The following is a 23,675-nucleotide window of genomic DNA, read 5'->3' on the forward strand; positions in this document are numbered from 1 at the left end:
AGTTTGCTAAAACTACACAAATTCAGATTTTTTCAAGGATGTAAATGCCATCTTTGCGCTGCAAGCTTACCGCTATTTATGCACATGGTAAATACATCAATTACAGAAGGCAGGCGGCCCGCACCAGAAACGTTGCAGCGCTTTAACACTCCTGTTTTTAAGTCAGCGCGTGTTTATACAAGAAAAAAAGAGGGCTGACGCCCTCTTTTTCACTTTCTTACACGAATTTCATAAAAATCAATCTATCAGTATGCGCAACATACGACGCAGAGGTTCTGCAGCACCCCACAGCAACTGATCGCCGATCGTAAATGCACCAACGTATTCTGGTCCCATCGCCAGCTTACGCACACGCCCCACAGGAATGGTAAGTGTGCCGGTGACTGCAACCGGTGTCAGATCACGAATGGTCGCTTCACGATTATTCGGCACAACTTTCGCCCACGGATTATCCGCCGCGATCATACCCTCGATTTCGTCAACAGGCACATCTTTCTTCAGCTTGAAAGTCAGTGCCTGGCTATGGCAGCGCATTGCGCCGACACGAACACAGAAACCATCCACCGGAATCGGCGCAGAGCCAAAGCCCTCGCCCAGACCCAGAATCTTGTTGGTTTCCGCCATGCCTTTCCACTCTTCGCGGGAAGTGCCGTTACCAAGATCTTTATCAATCCACGGGATCAGGGAACCACCGAGTGGCACACCGAAATTCGCGACTTCATCCGCACCGAAGCCCCGTTGCTTTGCGATGATCTTACGGTCAATTTCCAGAATCGCACTCTTAGGATCATCCAGCAGATCGCGCACTTCAGCATGCAATTTGCCATACTGCGTCAGCAATTCACGCATATGCTGCGCACCGCCGCCGGAAGCAGCCTGATACGTCTGTGTGCTCATCCACTCCACAAGACCGGCTTTATACAGCGCGCCGACACCCATCAGCATACAGCTGACGGTGCAGTTACCACCGATCCAGTTATTCTGACCTTTACTCAGCGCATTTTTGATGACTGGCAGATTGACCGGATCCAGAATAATCACTGCATCATCTTTCATGCGCAAGCTGGAAGCCGCGTCAATCCAGTGACCATTCCAGCCGGCTGCACGCAGTTGCGGGAATACTTCATTCGTATAATCACCGCCCTGGCAGGTAATAATGATGTCGCACTTCTTCAGCTCATCAATATTGTTCGCGTCCTTCAGCGTCTTTTCGTTCTTTGCCATTGCAGGTGCTGTGCCGCCTGCATTGGATGTAGAAAAGAATACGGGTTCAATATGGTCAAAGTCCCTCTCTTCCTGCATGCGCTGCATCAGAACGGAACCGACCATACCACGCCAACCTACCAAGCCTACCAGTTTCATCATTTTTCCCTAAAAAGCGCAGAAAACTGCGTCGTTCACTCACTCAGACAAGGCTGCCACGACTGCCTGTCCCATTTCAGCAGTACCAACTTTTGTCGTACCCGGCTCGTAAATATCCGGAGTACGCAAGCCAGCTGCCAATACTTTTTTCACTGCTGCCTCAATACGATCTGCCTGCTCCGCTTTATTCAGCGAATAGCGCAGCATCATTGCTGCCGACAAAATTGTTGCCAGCGGATTCGCGATCCCTTTGCCTGCGATATCCGGCGCAGAACCATGTGATGGTTCATACAAACCTTTGTTATTGGCATCCAGCGACGCACTTGGCAGCATACCAATAGAGCCGGTCAGCATTGCGGCGGCGTCCGACAAAATATCGCCGAACATATTGCCGGTAACGATCACGTCGAATTTCTTTGGCGCACGCACCAGTTGCATCGCAGCATTATCGACATACATATGCTCCAGTGCGACATCCGGATATTCGCGATGCACATCGATCACGATGTCTTTCCAGAACTGGAAAGTTTCCAGCACATTTGCCTTATCAACACTGGTCAGTCTGCCGCCACGTTTTTGCGCAGTCTGAAACGCCACGTGCGCGATACGGCGGATTTCCGTTTCTGCATAGCGCATGGTGTCAAAACCTTCGCGCTCACCCTGAAACGGACCATCCGGACAAGTACGCACACCGCGTGGCTGGCCAAAATAAATGTCACCGGTCAGTTCGCGAATAATCAGAATATCCAGACCGGACACCACTTCCGGCTTCAGTGTTGATGCACCCGCCAGTTCAGGATACAGGATTGCCGGACGCAGATTCGCAAACAATTTTAAATTTTTGCGCAATCCCAGAATTGCCTGCTCAGGGCGCAGTGCGCGTTCCAGCGTATCGTATTTCCAGTCGCCAACCGCGCCGAACAGAACAGCATCCGCTTCCTGCGCCAGCTTCAGCGTTGCTTCCGGCAACGGATGTCCGGCCGCCTCATAACCTGCACCACCGACCGGTGCGGTTTCCATTTCAAATTTTTCGTCCAGCGCATTCAGTACACTGACTGCTTGCGCAACAATCTCAGGACCAATGCCGTCACCCGGCAATACTGCAATTTTCATATTGTTTTCCTTCAGGACTGAATAGTATTCGACAGCCACGGGAAACGTGTCAGATGCTGCTCTTCATAACTGCGGATCTTTTGCTCATGGCGCAGTGTCAGGCCAATATCATCCAGACCATTCAGCAGGCAGTATTTCCGGAAAGGGTCAACGTTAAACGCATAAGACTGCGATCCGTTGACAGTGGAAACGGTCTGCGCTTCCAGATCAATCACCAGACGAAAACCCGGGAAGGCACGTACTTCGTTAAACAGCTGATCTACCTGCACTTCCGTCAGCACAATCGGCAAAACACCATTCTTAAAACAATTATTAAAAAAGATGTCAGCAAAACTTGGCGCAATAATCGCGCGGAAACCGTATTGTTCCAGCGCCCACGGCGCATGTTCACGCGACGAACCGCAACCGAAATTTTTACGGGTCAGTAAAACTGATGCACCCTGATAGCGCGGCTCATTCAGCACAAACTCCGGATTCAGCGGACGCTTGCTGTTATCCATTCCCGGTTCGCCATGATCCAGATAACGCCACTCATCAAACAGGTTAGGACCAAAACCGGTGCGCTGAATGGATTTCAGAAACTGCTTAGGAATAATGGCGTCAGTATCGACATTCGCCCGGTCCAGCGGTGCAACAAGACCATCAACAATAGTAAACTTTTGCATGCTTATTTCTTCCCGAGACCTTCTACCGCTTCACCGGCTTTTTTCACATCTTTCCCGATTCCCTGCACGGTATTGCAACCGGCAAGAACACAAACACACAGCAACATGAATGCAAATTTTTTCATGATTTTTCCTTCTGTCATTTCGTCAGGCGACGGACATCGACAAAATGCCCTGCCACACCTGCAGCAGCTGCCATTGCGGGCGATACCAGATGCGTACGACCGCCCTGCCCCTGACGGCCTTCAAAGTTTCTGTTCGACGTGGAAGCACAACGCTCACCCGGCTCAAGACGGTCGGCATTCATCGCCAGACACATAGAGCAACCCGGTTCACGCCATTCAAAACCAGCGTCCTTAAAGATTTTATCGAGCCCCTCACGTTCCGCCTGCTCTTTCACCAGGCCGGAACCCGGCACCACCATGGCCAGCTTCACATTGCTGGCGCGGAATTTGCCACGCACAACAGCGGCGGCTTCGCGTAAATCTTCGATACGGGAATTGGTGCAGGAACCGATAAACACTTTATCGATACGGATATCCGACATCGCTGTATTCGGTTTCAGATCCATATACACCAGCGCTTTTTCAATCGCATCACGCTTCACCGGATCTTTTTCGTGGTCAGGATCAGGAACACGTCCTTCGACCGGCAACACCATTTCCGGCGATGTACCCCAGGTAATTTGCGGCTGAATTTCTTCAGCGCGCAGTGTCACCACCATATCAAAGCGTGCGCCCTGATCGGAGTGCAGTGTCTTCCAGTAAGCAACAGCCTGATCCCATTGCGGGCCGACCGGAGAGAACGGACGGCCTTTGACATAATCGATCGTGGTCTGATCCACCGCCACCATACCGGCACGGGCACCGGCTTCAATCGCCATATTACAAATCGTCATACGGCCTTCCATGCTGAGGCCGCGAATCGCGGAGCCGGCAAATTCAATCGCATAGCCAGTGCCGCCTGCTGTACCGATCTGCCCGATGACAGCCAGTACAATGTCTTTCGCGGTCACACCGGCCTGCAATACGCCATCAATCTGTACCAGCATGGAACGGGATTTTTTTGCGATCAGGGTCTGGGTTGCCAGCACATGCTCGACTTCAGAGGTGCCGATGCCATGCGCCAGACAGCCAAACGCGCCGTGGGTGGAAGTGTGGGAGTCGCCGCACACAACAGTCATACCCGGCAGCGTTGCCCCCTGCTCAGGGCCGATCACGTGAACGATGCCCTGACGCTTATCATTCATACCAAAATACGTCAGACCAAACTGACGCGCATTGCCATCCAGCGTTTCCACCTGCAGGCGCGATACCGGATCATCGATACCATTCGCGCGGTTTGTGGTCGGCACATTGTGATCAGCGACTACCAGATTGGCGGCGTTACGCCACGGTGTGCGACCCGCGATTTTCAAGCCTTCAAACGCTTGCGGACTGGTCACTTCATGTAGCAGATGACGGTCGATATATAGAATCGTTGTTCCGTCATCCTCAGTATGCACTACATGAGATTCCCATAACTTGTCGTAAAGCGTTTTAAGCATCATTCCTTACCTGCCTGTTGAGAGTGGTAAACCGTCTGTGTCTGTCACAGAATTCGCATTTGATTATGCCACATTTGTGCAACGCAAAACCAAGAACAGACCACTTTGGTGCATATTCACACCAAACAAAAATAACTTTATCCGCATGAAATCGGTATTTTCAGCGGAAAATTTCGACTAATTCAAAAAAACACTGAAATTTATTCAGGAAGCATCTTAAAACATCCGCATTCACACGAGATTCGTCCACCCGTAAACCTCCGCCGTGACCATACCAGTGAAGGTGACTCTCCATGGGCACGGTGACAAATTTACGGCTGCTTCAATCTGAGCCCGCATCACAACGACAGCCCCGCTGCACTGTGCAAATATCGTCAAAACCCATTTCCGAAGGCCCGGACTTTCTGCCGACGACCGCCGAATCGCTATGCAGAACTGCGCATTCAGGCAGTTTTACGTGTTTTCAGAAGCTACTACCAAACACAAAAGAAAAAGCACTGCGCCGTTGACCGGTTGCAGTGCTTTTTTTCGGACCGCGGTATCTGATCCGTGAGACCAACGGATTGCGTGTGCTTATACTTTTTCGCCGCACTGCGCACGATGGCGCAAAGCGTGATCCATCAGCACCAGCGCCAGCATCGCTTCTGCAATTGGTGTTGCGCGGATACCAACGCAAGGATCATGGCGACCGAAGGTTTCCACCATCACAGGATCACCGTTGACATCCAGCGAGCGGCGCGGAATGCGGATCGACGACGTCGGCTTAATCGCCATCGACACAACAATATCCTGACCGGTGGAAATACCACCAAGCACACCGCCAGCATGATTACTCAGAAAACCGGCCTCGGTCAGTTCATCACCGTGCTGCGAACCTTTTTGACCGATACAGCCAAAACCGTCGCCAATCTCCACCCCCTTCACTGCGTTGACACCCATCATCGCATACGCGATTTCAGCGTCCAGCTTGTCATAAATCGGCTCGCCCAGACCGGCAGGAACATGTTGCGCAACCACATCCACGCGCGCGCCAATGGAATCGCCTTCTTTACGAATGCTGTCCATATAATCTTCCAGCTGCTGCAGCACAGCAGCATCTGCAGTTGGCGCGAAAAACGGATTCTGATTCACATGTTCCCAGGATTGAAACGGAATCACGACTTCACCAATCTGACGCATGCCACCGGTAAAGGTGGTGCCGAATTTCGCCAGCAACCATTTTTTGGCGATAGCACCTGCAGCCACGACCGGCGCAGTCAGCCGTGCAGACGAACGTCCGCCACCGCGCGGATCGCGGATGCCGTACTTTTTCCAGTAAGTGAAATCGGCATGGCCGGGACGGAAAGAATCCGTGATATTGCCGTAGTCTTTACTGCGCTGGTCCTGATTGCGGATCAGCAAAGAAATCGGTGTTCCTGTTGTCACACCCTGATATACGCCGGACAGGATTTCCACCGTATCCGGTTCCTGACGTTGCGTGACGTGACGTGAAGTGCCGGGGCGGCGGCGGTCGAGCTCAAGCTGTATATCTGCCTCGCTTAAAGGCAAGCCCGGCGGGCAGCCATCAACGATACAGCCAATTGCCGGGCCGTGAGATTCACCAAAAGTTGTTACCGTAAACAGAGTACCGAATGTATTGCCAGACATGATGAGTTTGCTGTCAGTGATAAAGGATTCCCTGATTCTAACAGCTTCCTGAAGCGCCTTTTCCTGACAATGGCAAGCGGATTTCGTTAATTTCACTTTTACGCAGAAACCACAATATCCGCCGTCGCTAATCTGCACAGCGCAAAAGCTGTTTTATTATTGCCAAATCCCAAGGAATGAGGCTTGGCTACAGCCTGAATTGATGTCATAGTTCTGTTCAATACAAATTTTGCAGTAATGCACAATCAATAAAAATGCCAAGCATGGAGCGGTGTTGCAGATGAATTCCCCGATTCAGTCCAATGAAGACGATCTGGTGTTTCTGGATGAACCGGACGCAAGTGAAGCATCGGCTGACTCTGCTGCACAGGGAAGCTGGCGCATTATGATCATTGATGATGATCCTGATGTGCATTCTGCAACCACTTTTGCGCTTGGCAGCCTTGAAATTCAGCACCGCCCGCTCAGTTTTCTGCACGCATATTCTGCAGCAGAAGCGCGTGAAATCCTGCAAAAAGAAAAAGACATTGCGATCATTCTGCTTGATGTGGTGATGGAGCACGAAGACGCTGGTCTGCAACTGGTGAATTACATCCGTAAAACACTGGGGTTAGCAGATGTGCGCATCATTCTGCGCACCGGTCAGCCGGGTTACGCACCGGAAATCGATGCGATCCGCGATTACGACATCAACGATTACAAAACCAAATCTGAGCTGACCCGTACCAAACTGTACACAGCGGTGACATCTGCCATCCGCTCCTATGAACAGATTTGCTCCATCAGTTCCAGCCGTCGCGGTCTGGAAATGATTATTAATGCCAGCACGGAGCTGATGGCAACCCACGGCCTGCACAATTTTGCCAGTGGCGTGCTGACGCAAATTACCAGCCTGCTTGGCCTCGGATGCGAAGGCTTTGTCTGCATTCGTCCTGCAAACCTGCAAAATAATCATCACACCGATGACCTGCAAATTATTGCCTGCACCGAACACTATCAGTCTTACCAGAATCAGTTACTGAAAACGCTGCAACTGCCATCCGCGCCGGAAGCTATTCATCATGCCTTGCATCAGCAGCAAAGCGTGTATGAAAAAAATGCGACGGTACTGTATTTCAATAACACTGAGAAAAAAGACTTCGCGCTGTATCTGGATTCCGGCGTACACCTGAATGAAATGGATCGCCGCCTGCTGGATGTATTCTGCGGCAATGTTTCAGTCGGTCTGGATAACGTTATCCTGAATTCCCGCTTACACAATTACGCGTTTTACGATTTGCTGACAGGCCTCGGCAATCGCCTGAAACTGCTGCAAACACTGGGAGAAACACTCAGCTCGGCATCCAAGCAGCATAGTGCGCTGTCACTGATCGATATCGACCATTTTGCCGAAACCAATGATGCGCTCGGCCATCAGTTCGGCGACTTACTGTTGTACGCGGTTGCACAACGCCTGTTCCGTCATTTCGGCGACAACTGCCAGCTGGCACGTGTGGGCAGCGATACATTTGCGCTGCTCGGTCATCAGGACAAGGTCAATCCTGACAAAATTCTGGAATTATTCACCACACCGTTTGAAGTCGATCATCAGGATGTGCAACTGACTGCAACCATCGGCCTGATCAAACTGGATGAATACGACGGTGATGCCTCAGAAGCATTAAAAGATACCAATATCGCACTGAAACGTGCAAAAACCAGTCGGCGCGGCGGTTATGAGTATTTCACACGCAGTATGGGCGTGGAAATCCGCGAACGTGTGATGCTGATGCATGCCTTGCGTGCAGCGTTCGAACATGAGCGCTTGTTTCTGGTCTACCAGCCACAGGTGGATATGCGCACCGGTAAAGCACTGGGAGCCGAAGCCTTACTGCGCTGGCGTACCGATGAAGGTAAATTCGTACCACCGGATCAGTTTATTCCGATTGCTGAATATTCCGGCCTGATTGTCGATATCGGTGAATGGGTGTTACGCAGCGCACTGCATGAACTGGTTGCTCTGCGCAACATGGGTTACACCACATTCCAGATGGCGATTAATGTGTCGCAGGCACAATTTTCCCATCCGCTGTTCATGCAGACATTGCACAAAGCGCTGCAAGACACCAGTGCGCCGCCACAATTTGTCGAACTGGAAATTACCGAATCGATGGCGATGAAAGACCCTGACCTGCTGATCAAAACCCTGCATCAGATCAAGCAACTGGGCGTCAGTGTATCGATTGATGATTTCGGTACCGGTTTCTCTTCACTCAGTCATCTGCAAAAACTGGATGTCGACAAACTGAAGATTGACCGTGCATTCGTCAACGATATTCAGCAAAACGGTTCCGAAGGCAGCATTGCAAAAATGATTGTGCAGCTTGGTCAGAATCTGGGCTTATCCGTTATTGCGGAAGGCGTGGAAAATGATATGCAGGCAAAAACGCTGATGGATTACGGTTGCCATATGGCGCAGGGTTATTTCTATGCGCGACCACTGACGCAACAGGATTTACACGACTGGCTGAAAGCCGGTCCCGCCCGGCCTGCAAGCTGATACCTGCGATCAGACACACGATGGCGACTGCAATTCAGTCGCCATTTTTCATTCTGTCCCCTCGTTTTTGCAGCGTATCGCAATCCGGTGGAGGCAACACGCTGATCCCGGTACATTGACACTTATCCAAACTGATTTCATTTCTCAAGGTATTTCGTCATGAATAACCCGACATTACAAACCATACACACTGTGCTGACGAAACTGAGCGGCTGGCTGAGCCGGACCTTCGACAAAACAGCGGCCTGGGTGACGCAGTTATCCTGGTGGAAATTTGCCATCTTTGCGATTCTGACGATGGCTGGCGGCGGCATTCTGAACGACACTCTGTTCAGTTCTGAAGAAGTCGTTGTCACCAAAAATAACAGCGGCAGCAAACAGCATAAAGTGCGATCCACAACGGATGGCGACACCACCGTGCAAATCGACGATACCGGTATCCGTATCCGCAAAAACAAACCCGGCTCGGGCGGCAAGGAAATTGAAATTGATGAGCATGGCATTCGCGAAAAAAACAGCACCGGCACACCGCCAGCGCCGCCAGCCGTGACAGGTTCAGCCAGCGAAGGTACGGTAACCGCACCACCTGCACCGCCGGCAGTGATTCAGTCCGGTGATGATATTCATATCAAACTGCCACCTGATATGGCACGTGAAATCGGGGAAGACATTAACAATGCTGTCGCCGATGCAGCGGATGAAGAGATCAGCAGTTACCGCAAAACTTCATCTAAATGGTTTGCTAATTTTGTCATGCTGTTTGTGCTGAGTCTGTTTGGCATGAAAGTGGTCATGGGTGGCAAAGTACGCGCAGAAGAAAAAGCCCGTGAAGCCGGCGTTGCCGCAGAACGCGAGTCGCTGTTGCGTCAGGTCAGCGAAGCCAAAGTGCAGATGATGCAAGCACAGGTTGAGCCGCATTTTCTGTTCAATACGCTCGCTTCCGTAGAGCATCTGATTGAAACCGATCCGCCCCGCGCAGCTGCCATGCAGCGTTGCCTGATCAGCTACCTGCGCGCCGTTTTGCCGCAAATCCGCGATCAGGTTGCATCAACCAATCTGGGACGTGAAGCGGACATGATCCGTGCTTATCTGGAATTGCTGAAAATGCGTATGGAAGAACGTCTGACGATTGATTATCAGATGCCGGAAGGCTTGCGCACCGCCGCATTCCCGCCAATGATGCTGCAGTCACTGGTTGAAAATGCGATCAAACACGGTCTGGAATGTAAAGCGGAAGGCGGCACGATCCGCTTCCGTGCCGAAGTCGCCCACAAAAACCTGCGTGTCAGTGTCAGCGACGACGGCCTTGGTTTCGGTGCATCGACCAGCAAGGGTACGGGTGTGGGATTGCAGAATATCCGTGAGCGACTGAAGCTTTTATACAAAGATCAGGGCCAGCTGATCATTACGCCGAATCAACCAAGTGGTGTTTGTGTCACAATTGAAATTCCTTATGAATTAGCGGATTAACATGAAAACACCTACCGCCATACTGGCTGATGATGAACGTTTAATGCGCGATCAGTTGCGCAGCCGGCTTGCACAAGTCTGGCCTGAATTACAGATTCTGGATGAAGCAAAAAATGGCGAAGAAGCCGTCAGTCTGACGCAACAGCATCAGCCGGATCTGGTTTTTCTGGATATCCGTATGCCGGTCAAAACCGGCATCGAAGCAGCCAAGGATATTGGTACGCAGTCGCACATTGTGTTTATCACGGCTTACGACCAGTACGCGGTTGAGGCGTTTGAGCACGGTGCGGTGGATTATGTGCTGAAGCCGGCGGATACCGAACGTCTGAGCAAAACCGTAGAACGCCTGAAAGCACGCCTGCAGACGAATGCTGCGCCACCGGATATGAGTCAGATGATCAGTCAGCTGGCAAAGCAAATGGGGATCGGCAAGCCGAACTATCTGCAATGGATACAGGCATCGATTGGTCAGGAACTGCGCCTGATTCCGGTCGAGGAAATTCTGTTTTTCCAGTCCGATGAAAAATACACGCGGGTACAAACGGCATCGTATGAAGCGCTGATCCGCAAACCGGTACGTGATCTGGCAGAAGAACTCGACCCTGCCCTGTTCTGGCAGATTCACCGTTCAACGCTGGTCAATGCCAAAGCCATCTCCGGCGTCATCCGTGATCTTCGCGGTCGCCATCTGGTGCAGGTCAAAGGCAGCAACGAAAAACTGGAAGTGAGTCGCAGTTTCGTACACCTGTTTAAGCAAATGTAAGTCCCCTGCCTTTATTTCCGGTGGCGACACTTCGTCACCGGAAATCCCTCCCGTAGCATCCCACTCCCGTCTGCTGGACACCATACCTGCCCGCTGGCAGGGAACACTCCGTCAGAGAATACAGGCCCCGATCACATCGGGACATATCTGTGACTACGCAGAAATCGTCATTTGCAAAAAAACCACCCTGCCGGAGCGCGAGCATTCTCGCGGACGACCAGCGCAGACACCGTTTTTCCTGTGCAGAACACCGCATTTCGCACCATTTTAGTGCAATTTTAACGCTTATTTTGCGAATGCCGGCAAGTCATCGGCAGACTGCCTTGCCAGCACAGATCACGGATAGCGTACGACTCGAGACAAAAGCAAAACGCCCGGCGTTTGCCAGGCGTTTTTGACTGAATCAGGCTGTTGCTTTCACATCAGCCTGTAAATACTTCAACAGGTATTACAGGATCTTCGTACCAATCCACCATGCAATCGCAGCAACAAATGCCGATGCAGGAATTGTCAGCACCCATGCCCAAACGATGTTACCTGCAACACCCCAGCGTACTGCTGACATTTTCTGGGACGAACCAACACCAACAATCGCACCGGTAATGGTGTGCGTCGTCGAAACAGGAACACCCATTGCTGTTGCAATAAACAAGGTAATCGCACCACCGGTTTCAGCACAGAAGCCACCGACCGGTTTCAGCTTCGTGATTTTCTGACCCATGGTCTTCACGATACGCCAGCCACCGAACAATGTACCCATACCAATCGCACCGTAGCAGGACAGAATCACCCACATTGGCGGAGCAGTATCCGTGGCGCTGGAATAACCGCCAGCAATCAACAGCATCCAGATGATACCCATGGTTTTTTGCGCATCATTACCACCGTGACCCAGACTGTACAGCGAAGCAGAAACCAGTTGCAGGCGACGGAACCAGCGGTCCACTTTCATAGGTGTTGATTTGACGAACAGCCACGACACAAGGAGCATCATCAGCGAACCCAGTATGAAGCCCAGCGTAGGAGACAATACAATGAAAGCGATCGTTTTCCACAAACCACCGGAAATCAGCGCACTGGTACCCGCTTTAGCGACTGCTGAACCGACCAGACCACCGATCAGCGCATGGGAAGAGGAAGAAGGAATACCGAAATACCATGTCACCAGATTCCAGAACACCGCACCGACGAGTGCACCGAAAATCACATAGTGATCAATCGCCCAAGGCTCAATAGTTCCTTTACCAATGGTGGATGCCACCTTCAGCTTGAAGAAGAAAATCGCAATTACGTTAAAGAAAGCTGCCATTGCCACTGCGGTCTGTGGCTTCAACACGCCGGTCGATACCACGGTCGCAATTGCATTTGCTGCGTCATGAAACCCGTTCATGAAGTCGAACACCAGTGCCAGCAACACCAGCGCAGCAATGACATAAATGCTGATTTGTAAAGTCTGCATGAAATTTACTCAATATTTCAAAAAAGTCCTGATCTGACTCAGGGCATGAACGGCCACCAGTACCGGCAAGCCGCTTTCTCACGCCGTATCAGGCATTTTCGACGACGATACCTTCGATGATATTCGCCACGTCTTCACAACGGTCAGTTACTGTTTCCAGCAGTTCGTAGATTGCTTTCAGCTTGATCAGTGTGCGAACGTCCGGTTCATCACGGAACAGTTTGGACATCGCAGCGCGCATTACGTGATCCGCATCCGATTCCAGACGGTCAATTTCTTCACAAACAGTCAGGATGTCGCGGGAATTATTCATGTTGTGCAACATGCCAACTGCCACTTTGACTTTTTCTGTACATGCCACGCACAGCTCAGCCAGACGTTTCGCTTCCGGCGTAACTTCGCGGATATCGTACAGAGAAATAGTCTGACCAGCGTCTTCCAGCAGATCCAGAATGTCATCCATACGGGTGATCAGCTTGTGGATATCATCACGATCCAGTGGTGTGATGAAAGTTTTGTGCAACAGCTCGATCGTGTTATAGGTCACCGCATCCGCCTGCTTTTCCACGCCTTCAATCGCGTGTACACGATTTTCGAGATCATCGAAATTCGTCATCAAAGCCAGCATCTCTTTCGAGCCTTTCACACACAACTCAGCGTGTTGATTGAACAGGTCAAAGAATTTGCCTTCGGTTGGCATCAAACGTCCAAACATTGTTTTCTCACTGAAAAATTAAAAAGGTTTTGCCTTTTGGGCCTTACAAATCAGAACTAACGTTCCACATCAGGATTCACTGTCACCGTAAATGGAGAGTGAACCCACATAATTATCGAATTTCGTATATTCACCGAGGAATGTCAGACGCACACTGCCAATCGGACCATTACGCTGCTTACCGATAATAATCTCAGCAGTGCCTTTGTCGGGCGAATCCGGGTTGTACACCTGATCGCGGTAAATAAACATAATCACGTCGGCATCCTGTTCAATAGCGCCAGATTCACGCAAATCGGACATCACAGGACGTTTGTTCGGACGTTGCTCCAGCGAGCGGTTCAGCTGCGACAGCGCAATGACCGGACAATGCAACTCTTTCGCCAGCCCTTTCAGGCTTCGCGAAATTTCAGAAATTTCCGTCGCACGGTTTTCACCGGAAACGTTGGCAGACATCAGCTGCAGGTAGTCGACGATAATCAGCCCAAGCTTGCCACACTGACGAGCCAGACGACGTGAGCGTGCGCGCAATTCAATCGGACTCAGCGCGGGCGTCTCATCAATATACAGCTGCGCTTCATTCATCTTCTGAATCGCATACGTCAGTTTAGGCCAGTCTTCGTCACTCAGCTTACCAATCCGCAGACGGCTCTGATCAAGACGACCAACCGAACCCAGCATACGCATCGCAAGCTGCGCACCGCCCATCTCCATCGAGAATACAGCGACAGGCAAACCGCTGTCGATTGCAACGTTTTCACCGATATTCAGCGAAAAAGCCGTTTTACCCATCGACGGACGTCCGGCCACAATCACCAGATCTCCCGGCTGCAAACCGGAAGTCATACGATCCAGATCGACAAAACCAGTAGGCACACCGGTGATGTCGCCCTGATTGTCGCGGTTATACAATTCGTCAATCCGCTCAACCACTTGTGTCAGCAGAGGCTGAATCGCCTGAAAACCTGCGGCACCGCGTGAACCTTCTTCGGCGATGGCAAAAATCTTGGATTCCGCCTCATCCAGAATCTTTTTGACTTCTTTACCCTGCGGTGCCAGCGCCGTCGAAGCAATTTCATCGGCAGCGGTAATCAGCTTACGCAAGACACCGCGATCACGGACAATCTCAGCATAGCGCCGGATATTGGCAGCGGAAGGTGTATTTTGCGCCAGCGCGTTCAGATAGGTCAGACCTCCAACCTCTTCCGCCTTGCCCAGTACCGTCAGTGCTTCATAAACCGTAATCACGTCAGCAGGCTTGGCACTGTTAATCAGCCTGACCATGCACTGAAAAATGATACGGTGGTCGTACCTGTAAAAATCTTCTTCGGTGATGTAATCGGCAATGCGATCCCATGCGGCATTATCAAGCAACAAACCTCCAAGCACGGATTGCTCCGCCTCAATCGAATGAGGAGGAACGCGGAGGGCATCAATTTGCGGATCAGAAGCAGCTTTCATGGCGCGCATTATACCTGCATATTCACAGCGGAACGAAGCAAAGCAAGCCGCCACTGTTCCTGTTCATATGCAACAACACTAAATAAATGATTTAAACAATTTCCCAACAAAAAACAAAAAAGCCGGGAGCAAGCTCCCGGCTTTTCGTTCAGCGTGTTGAATTACGCTTCAGCAACAACAGCAACTGTTACGTCTACAACAACGTCAGTATGCAGTGCAACTGCAACAGCGAACTCACCAGTTGTTTTCAGTGGGCCTTGTGGCAGGCGCACTTGTGATTTTTCTACGGTGAAACCTTGTTTCGCCAGCGCGTCAGCGATGTCGAAGTTGGTTACGGAACCGAACAGACGACCGTCAACGCCGGCTTTCTGCGCAACTTCAACTTTCAGGCCAGACAGTTTTTCACCGCTTGCTTGTGCAGCAGCCAGTTTTTCAGCAGCTGCTTTTTCCAGATCAGCGCGTTTTGCTTCGAATTCAGCAATCGCTGCTTCAGTCGCACGGCGAGCCTTGCGCTGAGGAATCAGGAAGTTACGTGCGTAACCATCTTTAACGCGAACTACGTCACCCAGGTTGCCCAGATTAACGACTTTTTCCAGCAGAATAACTTGCATATTTTTCTCCTAATTTCCTGTCGTTAATTACGCTGTGTGCAGATCAGTGTATGGCAACAGAGCGAGATAACGAGCACGTTTGATCGCTGTATCCACTTGACGCTGATACAGAGCTTTAGTGCCTGTCAGACGTGCTGGCATAATTTTGCCGTTTTCTTGGACGAAATCTTTCAGAGTGTCAACGTCTTTGTAGTCAACACGCTCAACCTGCGCTGCTGTGAAGCGGCAGAATTTTTTGCGTTTGAACAGTGGATTTTGTTGCTGACGCTTTTGCTTCAGTTTGCTTTTGTCAAATTTTTTACCGAATGCCATGTTAGGCTCCTAATCAAGTCTGAGAATCTCAAATTCTGAAATATGCAGAACGAGACTTTTACTGTTTCGATTCTTGCGACACAGAAAACCCTGAACCATCAACTCAGTTCCCGCCGGAATTTGCGCAAAACGCGCTGCTTGCGGCCCCGCTACCAGTGCAGTGATTTCCATCTCTGCGATTCGCTGATAACCGGCTTCGCTCTGTTCCGAACGGTGACTTAATATTGCCGTCGCCACCGAAATTCCCGCCGGGGTATGCCTGAGTGCTTCTTTTTCCAGCACAGAGGCACGAAGTTGTAACTGATTCAAATTTTCTGCATTACCGTAAGGAATTAAGCTGCAGAAGCTTCAGCGCGTTGTGCTTTCGCTGCGTCTTCTTTTTGAACTGCTTTCATCATTGGAGATGGTGCAGTTTCAGCTTTTTTCATTTTTACGGTCAGGTGACGCAGAACTGCATCGTTGAAGCGGAAGGAAGTTTCCAGCTCAGCCAGAGTTTCAGCGTCGCACTCGATGTTCATGCAAACATAGTGTGCTTTAGCCAGTTTCTGGATCATGTAAGCCAGTTGACGACGACCCCAGTCTTCAACGCGATGGATCTGACCACCACGTGTAGTAACAGTAGACTTGTAACGTTCGATCATTGCAGGCACTTGCTCGCTTTGATCCGGATGAACGATAAATACGATTTCGTAATGACGCATATATTCTCCTTGTGGACAATAAAAACAGCCTGCCTCAGCGTCAACTCGAGTGCAGGAAGAGGAAAGCGCAAGAGTTTAACCCAGTTTCAGGATCGTGACAAACATTTCCTGCATGTGAGCGTAATCTGCGCGCGCCAGCAATAAGCTGTCGTCGAGCCGCCATCGTCAGAAAAAAGAAATAACCGGCGATTCTAGGCGATTCCAAAGGAAAGACTTGCTTTCCGAAGCGCACTGTATAAAAATACAGACTGCTTATACATACAGCTGTTTTAATTCACACTGCGCTTATCAAATCATGCTTAAACTCACCGGCAGACAGGAACAAATCCTGAAACTGATCAAAGATGCTATTGATCAGACTGGCTTTCCACCGACCCGTGCCGAAATTGCCCGCCAGCTCGGCTATCGCTCCACTAACGCTGCTGAGGAGCACTTACAAGCACTGGCGCGCAAGGGTGTCATTGAAATTGCAGCAGGCACATCGCGCGGAATTCGCTTACTCGAATCAAGCTTATCCAGCCACATTACTGAAACGCCGTCGAAATTAGCAGATGCGGTAAGGCAGTTATCCATTCCACTGATTGGTCGCGTCGCAGCTGGCTCCCCTATTCTGGCTTCAGAACATATCGAGCAACATTATCAGGTTGATCCTGGTTTATTCTCTGCAACACCAGACTTTCTACTGAAAGTACGCGGCATGTCCATGCGTGACGCTGGCATATTAGATGGCGACTTGCTAGCTGTAAAACGCACAGATCAAGCTCGCAATGGTCAGATTGTGGTCGCAAGACTGGGCGAAGATGTGACCGTCAAGCGATATCGCAAAACAGATCGTCTGATTGAATTACTTCCAGAGAACCCTGACTACGATATTATCCAGATTAATTCTGAGGAATCAGAATTTCATCTGGAGGGACTAGCAGTTGGACTGATGCGCAACTGGGTCTGAAACACCCGATGCGTCATAAATAAAAAACGCACCTGACAGGTGCGTTTTTTATTTGGATGTGCCGGAACTTCATTTCCGGCACACAATTTTTCATACAAAAACATTAATAGTTAATGCTTAATCACTGAAGACTCATTTGTTGACTCAGGTTTTGCCTGAACAGCTTCCACCGGCGCATCTTCCTTTACCGGCTCCGGCTGGCGTTCGAGGGCCACTTCGAGCACTTTATCGATCCAGCGTACCGGAATAATTTCCAGCTTGTTTTTCACGCTCTCAGGAATATCAGCCAGATCTTTAGCATTGTCCTCCGGAATCAAAACCGTCTTGATTCCGCCACGCTGGGCTGCAAGCAGCTTCTCTTTCAACCCACCGATAGGAAGCACTTCGCCACGCAGAGTAATTTCACCGGTCATTGCAACATCAGCACGAACAGGAATCCCTGTAAATACAGATACCAATGCTGTCGTCATTGCGATACCTGCGGAAGGGCCATCTTTTGGCGTTGCGCCTTCCGGTACATGTATATGAATATCGGATTTTTCAAACACATCTGCCGATACACCAAGTCGTTTCGCCCGGCTACGAACAACTGTGCGGGCAGCCTCAATAGACTCCTTCATCACGTCGCCAAGTGTGCCAGTACGAATAACACCACCTTTACCCGGCACCTGTACCGCTTCGATAGTCAGCAAATCGCCACCGACCTCCGTCCATGCCAAGCCAACAACCTGCCCGATCTGATTCTCTTTCGCAGCAAGTCCGAAATCATAGCGACGTACACCAAGATATTTATCAAGGTTTTTCGACGTTACAGCCAGCTTCTTCTCACTCTTCTTAAGTAAAAGCATTTTCACGACCTTGCGGCAGATCTTCGAAAGCTCGCGCTCAAGAGAACGTACGCCCGCCTCACGTGTGTAGTAACGGATGATGTCACGAATAGCAGATTCAGCAACGCTGATCTCGCCATCCTTCAAACCGTTATTTTTAATTTGCTTCGGCAACAAATAGCGCTGCGCAATACTTGTCTTTTCGTCTTCCGTATAGCCGGATAAACGAATGACTTCCATCCGGTCCAGCAACGCCGGCGGGATGTTGTAAGAATTCGAAGTCGCAACAAACATCACGTCAGACAGGTCGAAATCCACTTCGACATAATGATCTGCGAATGTGTGATTTTGTTCCGGATCTAATACCTCAAGCAAAGCTGAAGATGGGTCACCTCTGAAGTCAGCGCCCATTTTATCGACTTCATCCAACAAAAACAGAGGGTTGCGCACGCCGACCTTAGACAAACTCTGCAAAATTTTCCCTGGCATAGAACCGATGTAAGTACGGCGATGACCGCGGATTTCCGCCTCATCACGAACACCACCAAGTGCCATTCGAACAAATTTACGATTCGTCGCACGAGCAATTGACTGCCCCAGAGAAGTTTTACCTACTCCAGGCGGACCTACCAGACACAAAATTGGTGCCTTAACCTTATCCACACGCTGCTGGACCGCGAGGTATTCAAGAATACGTTCTTTCACTTTCTCCAGACCGTAATGCTCATCCTCAAGCACTTTCTCAGCGTGAACCAGATCACTATTCACCTTAGATTTTTTCTTCCAAGGCAAATTTACCAGCGTATCAATATAGTTGCGCACGACTGTCGCTTCTGCGGACATTGGCGACATCATTTTGAGCTTTTTCAACTCAGCCTGAGCCTTGTCTTTCGCTTCCTTTGGCATTTTGGCTGCGATGATTTTTTTCTCAAGTTCTTCGAGATCAGCGCCTTCGTCTCCCTCGCCCAGCTCTTTCTGAATTGCTTTCACCTGCTCATTCAGATAATACTCACGCTGCGACTTTTCCATCTGACGCTTAACGCGTCCGCGAATGCGCTTCTCAACCTGGAGAATATCCAACTCACCTTCAAGCTGTCCGAGCAAATGCTCCAGCCGGCCTGAAACACTGAAAATTTCAAGTATTGCCTGCTTCTGCTCAAGCTTTAAAGGCAAGTGTGCAGCGATCGTATCTGCGAGCCTGCCCGCATCGTCAATTCCAGATAGGGAAGCCAGAATTTCCGGAGGAATTTTCTTATTCAGCTTCACGTACTGATCGAACTGCTGAACAATTGCACGACGCATCGCTTCAATTTCAGCATTATCATCGTCATCCGTGGCGAGTGGCTCCAGATCTGCGTAAAAATGCGACTCGGAATCATAAATCTTTTGCACTCTGGCACGCTGAGAACCTTCGACCAGCACTTTTACAGTGCCGTCTGGCAATTTCAGCATTTGCAGAATATTGGCCACACAACCAATACTGTAAATATCTTCTGCAGCCGGTTCATCTTTTGCTGCTGCTTTCTGAGCAGCCAGCATAATACTTTTACCCTGGTCCATTGCTGCTTCCAGGGCTTTAATAGATTTCGGACGCCCCACGAATAATGGGATGACCATATGAGGAAAGACCACCACATCGCGGAGAGGCAGAAGTGGAAGTTGCATTTGCTCATCATGTTTTGTCGTTGTCATGGCGCACCTTTCATAAATACTTGTGAACAATGTTGGCGCTTTAGGCTAAAACACAAGCCCACCAATCAAAAATAAATAAAAAAAGCCACCCGCAACTTTACCCGGGTGGCTTTTCTAATCGATAAAGCAGAAATACCGTCAATAACACGCCATAGCATGCACAATCAGCGGCGAACTCCCTGCTTCACTTAACCTCCGGAAACCTTCGGCTGCTCACGATATATGATCAGAGGTTTAGCTCCCTGAGTGATCGTGTTCTCATCAATTACGACCTTTTCAACATTCTGATGGCTTGGCAAGTCAAACATAATGTCCAGCAAAGCATGCTCAAGAATAGAACGCAAACCACGCGCTCCGGTTTTGCGGGCAATTGCTTTTTTTGCGATCGCAGTCAACGCCGATGGACGAATATCCAGCTCAGCACCTTCCATCTCAAGCAATTTTGAATACTGTTTAATCAATGCATTTTTCGGCTCAACCAGAATTTCGATTAGGGCAGCCTCATCAAGCTCGCTCAGAGTAGCGACAACTGGCAGACGACCAATCAGCTCAGGAATCAGACCAAACTTAATCAGATCCTGCGATTCAACATCATGCAACAGCTCTGTAGTGCTTTTGTCATTAGGGCTCTTTACGCTCGCAGCAAATCCAATACTACTTTTCTCTGAGCGGTCGGAAATAATTTTTGCGAGACCATCAAACGCCCCACCACAAATAAACAGGATATTTGTGGTATCGATTTGTATGAAATCCTGATTCGGATGCTTACGCCCACCCTGCGGCGGCACAGAGGCCATTGTTCCTTCTACCAGCTTCAAAAGGGCTTGCTGAACACCCTCGCCGGACACATCACGTGTAATCGATGGATTGTCAGATTTGCGGGAGATTTTATCGATTTCGTCGATGTAAACGATCCCTTTTTGCGCCTTTTCAACTTCGTAATTGCAATTTTGCAGCAATTTTTGAATAATGTTTTCTACATCCTCACCAACATAACCAGCTTCGGTAAGGGTAGTCGCATCTGCAATAACGAAAGGCACATTCAACATACGTGCAAGTGTCTGCGCCAGCAGTGTCTTACCAGACCCTGTCGGACCAACCAAAAGAATATTACTTTTTGCCAGCTCAACCTCATCTTTTTTTCCGAGGTGCTTCAGACGTTTGTAATGGTTATATACCGCGACGGCGAGTATTCGTTTAGCTGTGAACTGACCAATAACATACTGATCCAGCAGATCTGTAATTTCCTTCGGTGTAGGTAAATCATTTTTAGCGTTCGACACTGCATCAACATCCGCAACTTCATCACGGATAATGTCGTTACATAAATCGATACACTCATCGCAGATAAATACAGATGGCCCGGCGATCAGCTTTTTCACTTCGTGCTGACTTTTGCCGCAGAATGAGCAATACAGTAATTTCTCGCCACTGGAAGACTTTTTATCGGGCATGGTGTAAATATTTAATTAGCAAGATAAAGAAAAGCATTTATCGCATATTACCTGCAAAAATTCTTTTCGTCATGGATGGCCTGAAAAAATTGCAAAACACCAACTTCAACAAGCCAAAATAAAAAACGCCCGGCAAAACACCGGGCGTTCATTAAGGAGTTTATATCAGGCACGATGCTTCAGAACCTGATCAATCAAACCATACTGCGCAGCCTCCTCCGCAGACATGAAGTTATCACGATCCGTATCCCTGGTAATCTGATCAACAGTTTTACCTGTCTGTTCAGCAAGAATACCGTTCAAACGTTCACGCAGGTAAAGAATTTCCTTGGCCTGAATCTCGATATCTGATGCCTGACCCTGCGCACCACCGAGAGGCTGATGAATCATAATCCGGGAATTAGGTAAGGAGAAACGCTTACCTTTTGCACCTGCAGCCAACAAAAATGCTCCCATTGAAGCGGCCATACCCGTACAAAGGGTAGCCACATCAGGCTTAATGAATTGCATCGTGTCAAAAATCGCCATCCCCGCAGAAACGGAGCCACCCGGAGAATTAATATAAAGCGAAATATCCTTATCAGGATTTTCACTTTCCAGGAACAAGAGCTGCGCAACTACCAGATTTGCAGTCTGATCGTTAACCGGACCGACCAGGAAAATTACGCGCTCTTTGAGAAGTCGGGAGTAGATATCGTATGAACGCTCACCACGCCCGCTCTGCTCAATCACCATAGGCACCATGCCCAGCATATTTGTATCTAACGCCGAATTGTGGATGATGCCTGTCATATGTGATTTCCTTTGCTATTAAGCAGCAACGTTGTTGCCCATCAATTCATCAAAAGCCAGCTCTTTCACCGCAACTTTAGCCTTGGCCAAAACGTAGTTAACCACGTTATCTTCCAAAACAAGTGCTTCGACTTCAGCCAGACGATTACGATCGCTGTAGTAGTATTTAACGACTTGCTGCGGATCTTCGTAGCTTTGCGCGAAATCTTCAACCTGCGCTTTGATCTGCTCAGCAGTTGCTTGCAAGTTATTAGATTTTACCAGTTCTGCCAGGATCAAACCAAGACGCACGCGGCGTTCAGCCTGAGGAACAAACAGTTCTTTCGGGAACGGAACATCATTTACTTTCATACCACGCTGCGCCATATCCTGACGAGTCATCTCAGCCAGACGCTCAGTGTCCTGCTCAACCAGTGCTGTTGGCAGGTCGAAAGTAACTGCACCAACCAATGCGTTCATAACGCTGTCTTTGGTTTTTGCTTTTACACGACCACGTACTTCGCGTTCAAGATTTTCCTTGATATCAGCGCGCATTTTTTCGATATCGCCGTTTTCAACGCCAAGCATCTTTGCGAAGTCAGCATCAACTGCAGGCAAATGTGCCCATTCAACTTTTTTCACAGTGATTGTGAATTCAGCTGTTTTACCGGCAACATCCTTACCGTGATAGTCTTCAGGGAAGCTCAGCGGGAAAGACTTGGACTCGCCGGTTTTCAAGCCAATTGTCGCTGCTTCGAACTCAGGCAACATACGGCCTTCACCCAGAACGTAAACAAAATCTTCAGCTTTACCGCCCGCAAATTCAACGTCGTCGATCTTACCAACGAAGTCAACAGTTACACGATCGCCGCTTTGCGCGGAAGTATCGGCACCACCGTCGCCGTGATCACCCTGCTCACCTTTAACGTGGAAATGAACACGTTGCTTACGCAGGATATCAATCGTTTTATCAATTTCCGCATCAGTTACATTGCATGCAACCTGATCAACTTCCGCACCGGATAAGTCGCCAATCACAACTTCCGGATAAACTTCAAAAGTCGCATCGAACGCAACAAAACCATCTGCAACGCCTTCGCTGCCTTTTGCTTCAATACGAGGAAAACCTGCTACACGCAGATTATTCTCAGCTGCCGCCTGAGCAAACAACTGACCAACTTTATCGTTCAGAACTTCGGTTTCAACCTGATAACCGTATTGCGCCGCAACCATTTTCATCGGCACTTTACCTGGACGGAAGCCAGGCGCTCTTGCTGTGCGGGCGCGTACTTTCAAACGCTTTTCGACTTCTGATTTCAAATCAGCGATTGGGAAAGAAATTGTGAGGCGACGCTCCAATTTTTCTAAAGTTTCGACTGCAGTTGCCATGAAAATCGTCCAAATAAAAGAGTCTGTGGTGCGAGGAGGGGGACTCGAACCCCCACACCATTGCTGGCGTCAGGACCTAAACCTGGTGCGTCTACCAATTTCGCCATCCTCGCAGAATATTGAATTACCAAGCGAAGTAAAACTGACCGGCACAAAAGCAAAGGGCGACAACAGACCTACGCGTCGCCCAAAACGAATGCATACGGCATTACAACTTTAGCCCGCTATT

21 protein-coding genes and 1 tRNA gene are annotated in these 23,675 nt (G+C 49.6%); 4 read left to right on the forward strand and 18 right to left on the reverse strand.

All coding sequences use genetic code 11. The features are described 5' to 3' along the window. Window positions 1-237: 237 nt before the first annotated feature. From asd to aroC, 6 genes are all read right to left on the reverse strand, one after another. Entirely contained in the window at window positions 238-1,365 is a 1,128-nt protein-coding gene (gene asd, locus KDM89_RS14435) for an aspartate-semialdehyde dehydrogenase (protein WP_212688627.1), read from the reverse strand. 36 nt (window positions 1,366-1,401) lie between these two features. Beyond that, a complete protein-coding gene (leuB, locus tag KDM89_RS14440; RefSeq protein WP_212688628.1) occupies window positions 1,402-2,475 on the reverse strand; it encodes a 3-isopropylmalate dehydrogenase in 1,074 nt (357 codons plus the stop codon). A gap of 11 nt (window positions 2,476-2,486) precedes the next feature. Further along, the gene (leuD, locus tag KDM89_RS14445; RefSeq protein WP_212688629.1) at window positions 2,487-3,140 is read right to left on the reverse strand and encodes a 3-isopropylmalate dehydratase small subunit; all 654 of its coding nucleotides are present in this window, start codon (window positions 3,138-3,140) and stop codon (window positions 2,487-2,489) included. A gap of 2 nt (window positions 3,141-3,142) precedes the next feature. After that, entirely contained in the window at window positions 3,143-3,265 is a 123-nt protein-coding gene (locus tag KDM89_RS14450; protein ID WP_189358188.1) for an entericidin A/B family lipoprotein, read from the reverse strand. 14 nt (window positions 3,266-3,279) lie between these two features. Then, window positions 3,280-4,686 carry a 3-isopropylmalate dehydratase large subunit gene (leuC, locus tag KDM89_RS14455; RefSeq protein ID WP_212688695.1) on the reverse strand — a complete coding sequence of 469 codons (1,407 nt, stop codon included), beginning with the start codon at window positions 4,684-4,686 and terminating at the stop codon, window positions 3,280-3,282. A 573-nt stretch (window positions 4,687-5,259) separates the two neighbouring features. Further along, window positions 5,260-6,333, reverse strand: a complete 1,074-nt coding sequence (gene aroC, locus KDM89_RS14460) for a chorismate synthase (protein ID WP_212688630.1) — start codon at window positions 6,331-6,333, stop codon at window positions 5,260-5,262. Window positions 6,334-6,613: 280 nt separating this feature from the next. Here aroC and KDM89_RS14465 point away from each other — a divergent pair, with 280 nt between their 5' ends. The 3 genes from KDM89_RS14465 to KDM89_RS14475 all read left to right on the forward strand — a co-directional run bounded on the left by KDM89_RS14465 (window position 6,614) and on the right by KDM89_RS14475 (window position 11,105). Beyond that, a complete protein-coding gene (locus KDM89_RS14465; protein ID WP_212688631.1) occupies window positions 6,614-8,872 on the forward strand; it encodes a bifunctional diguanylate cyclase/phosphodiesterase in 2,259 nt (752 codons plus the stop codon). Between the two features lie 159 nt (window positions 8,873-9,031). After that, a complete protein-coding gene (locus tag KDM89_RS14470) occupies window positions 9,032-10,342 on the forward strand; it encodes a sensor histidine kinase (protein ID WP_212688632.1) in 1,311 nt (436 codons plus the stop codon). A gap of 1 nt (window position 10,343) precedes the next feature. Continuing rightward, window positions 10,344-11,105, forward strand: coding sequence for a LytR/AlgR family response regulator transcription factor (locus KDM89_RS14475; RefSeq protein ID WP_212688633.1), 762 nt, complete (start codon window positions 10,344-10,346; stop codon window positions 11,103-11,105). Between the two features lie 448 nt (window positions 11,106-11,553). Here KDM89_RS14475 and KDM89_RS14480 read toward each other — a convergent pair whose 3' ends face one another. From KDM89_RS14480 to rpsF, 7 genes are all read right to left on the reverse strand, one after another. Beyond that, window positions 11,554-12,564, reverse strand: coding sequence for an inorganic phosphate transporter (locus KDM89_RS14480; RefSeq protein WP_212688634.1), 1,011 nt, complete (start codon window positions 12,562-12,564; stop codon window positions 11,554-11,556). Between the two features lie 88 nt (window positions 12,565-12,652). Then, window positions 12,653-13,279 (reverse strand): DUF47 domain-containing protein, encoded by a 627-nt coding sequence (locus KDM89_RS14485; RefSeq protein ID WP_212688635.1) that lies wholly within the window; start codon window positions 13,277-13,279, stop codon window positions 12,653-12,655. A gap of 69 nt (window positions 13,280-13,348) precedes the next feature. Next, complete coding sequence (locus KDM89_RS14490) at window positions 13,349-14,740, reverse strand: replicative DNA helicase (RefSeq protein ID WP_212688636.1); 1,392 nt, start codon at window positions 14,738-14,740, stop codon at window positions 13,349-13,351. A 161-nt stretch (window positions 14,741-14,901) separates the two neighbouring features. After that, the gene (gene rplI / locus KDM89_RS14495) at window positions 14,902-15,351 is read right to left on the reverse strand and encodes a 50S ribosomal protein L9 (RefSeq protein WP_212688637.1); all 450 of its coding nucleotides are present in this window, start codon (window positions 15,349-15,351) and stop codon (window positions 14,902-14,904) included. Between the two features lie 27 nt (window positions 15,352-15,378). Next, window positions 15,379-15,663, reverse strand: a complete 285-nt coding sequence (rpsR, locus tag KDM89_RS14500; RefSeq protein WP_189358205.1) for a 30S ribosomal protein S18 — start codon at window positions 15,661-15,663, stop codon at window positions 15,379-15,381. 9 nt (window positions 15,664-15,672) lie between these two features. Beyond that, a complete protein-coding gene (gene priB / locus KDM89_RS14505) occupies window positions 15,673-15,972 on the reverse strand; it encodes a primosomal replication protein N (protein ID WP_212688638.1) in 300 nt (99 codons plus the stop codon). 23 nt (window positions 15,973-15,995) lie between these two features. Beyond that, window positions 15,996-16,364: a 30S ribosomal protein S6 gene (gene rpsF / locus KDM89_RS14510; protein ID WP_189358207.1), complete on the reverse strand. Its 369-nt coding sequence runs from the start codon at window positions 16,362-16,364 to the stop codon at window positions 15,996-15,998. A 295-nt stretch (window positions 16,365-16,659) separates the two neighbouring features. Here rpsF and lexA point away from each other — a divergent pair, with 295 nt between their 5' ends. After that, a complete protein-coding gene (lexA, locus tag KDM89_RS14515; protein ID WP_212688696.1) occupies window positions 16,660-17,313 on the forward strand; it encodes a transcriptional repressor LexA in 654 nt (217 codons plus the stop codon). Window positions 17,314-17,423: 110 nt separating this feature from the next. On the opposite strand, the gene lon is transcribed toward lexA, so the two are convergent. From lon to KDM89_RS14540, 5 genes are all read right to left on the reverse strand, one after another. Next, window positions 17,424-19,832 carry an endopeptidase La gene (lon, locus tag KDM89_RS14520; protein WP_212688639.1) on the reverse strand — a complete coding sequence of 803 codons (2,409 nt, stop codon included), beginning with the start codon at window positions 19,830-19,832 and terminating at the stop codon, window positions 17,424-17,426. A gap of 188 nt (window positions 19,833-20,020) precedes the next feature. Next, window positions 20,021-21,286, reverse strand: coding sequence for an ATP-dependent Clp protease ATP-binding subunit ClpX (gene clpX / locus KDM89_RS14525; RefSeq protein ID WP_212688640.1), 1,266 nt, complete (start codon window positions 21,284-21,286; stop codon window positions 20,021-20,023). 165 nt (window positions 21,287-21,451) lie between these two features. Then, a complete protein-coding gene (gene clpP / locus KDM89_RS14530; RefSeq protein WP_329604674.1) occupies window positions 21,452-22,078 on the reverse strand; it encodes an ATP-dependent Clp endopeptidase proteolytic subunit ClpP in 627 nt (208 codons plus the stop codon). Between the two features lie 18 nt (window positions 22,079-22,096). Next, entirely contained in the window at window positions 22,097-23,446 is a 1,350-nt protein-coding gene (gene tig / locus KDM89_RS14535; RefSeq protein ID WP_212688641.1) for a trigger factor, read from the reverse strand. Window positions 23,447-23,472: 26 nt separating this feature from the next. Beyond that, window positions 23,473-23,559: transfer RNA gene (locus KDM89_RS14540), tRNA-Leu, on the reverse strand. Window positions 23,560-23,675: the final 116 nt, after the last annotated feature.

It is taken from the genome of Cognatundibacterium luofuense, assembly GCF_018139685.1.
Taxonomy (GTDB): domain Bacteria; phylum Pseudomonadota; class Gammaproteobacteria; order Burkholderiales; family Burkholderiaceae_D; genus Undibacterium; species Undibacterium luofuense.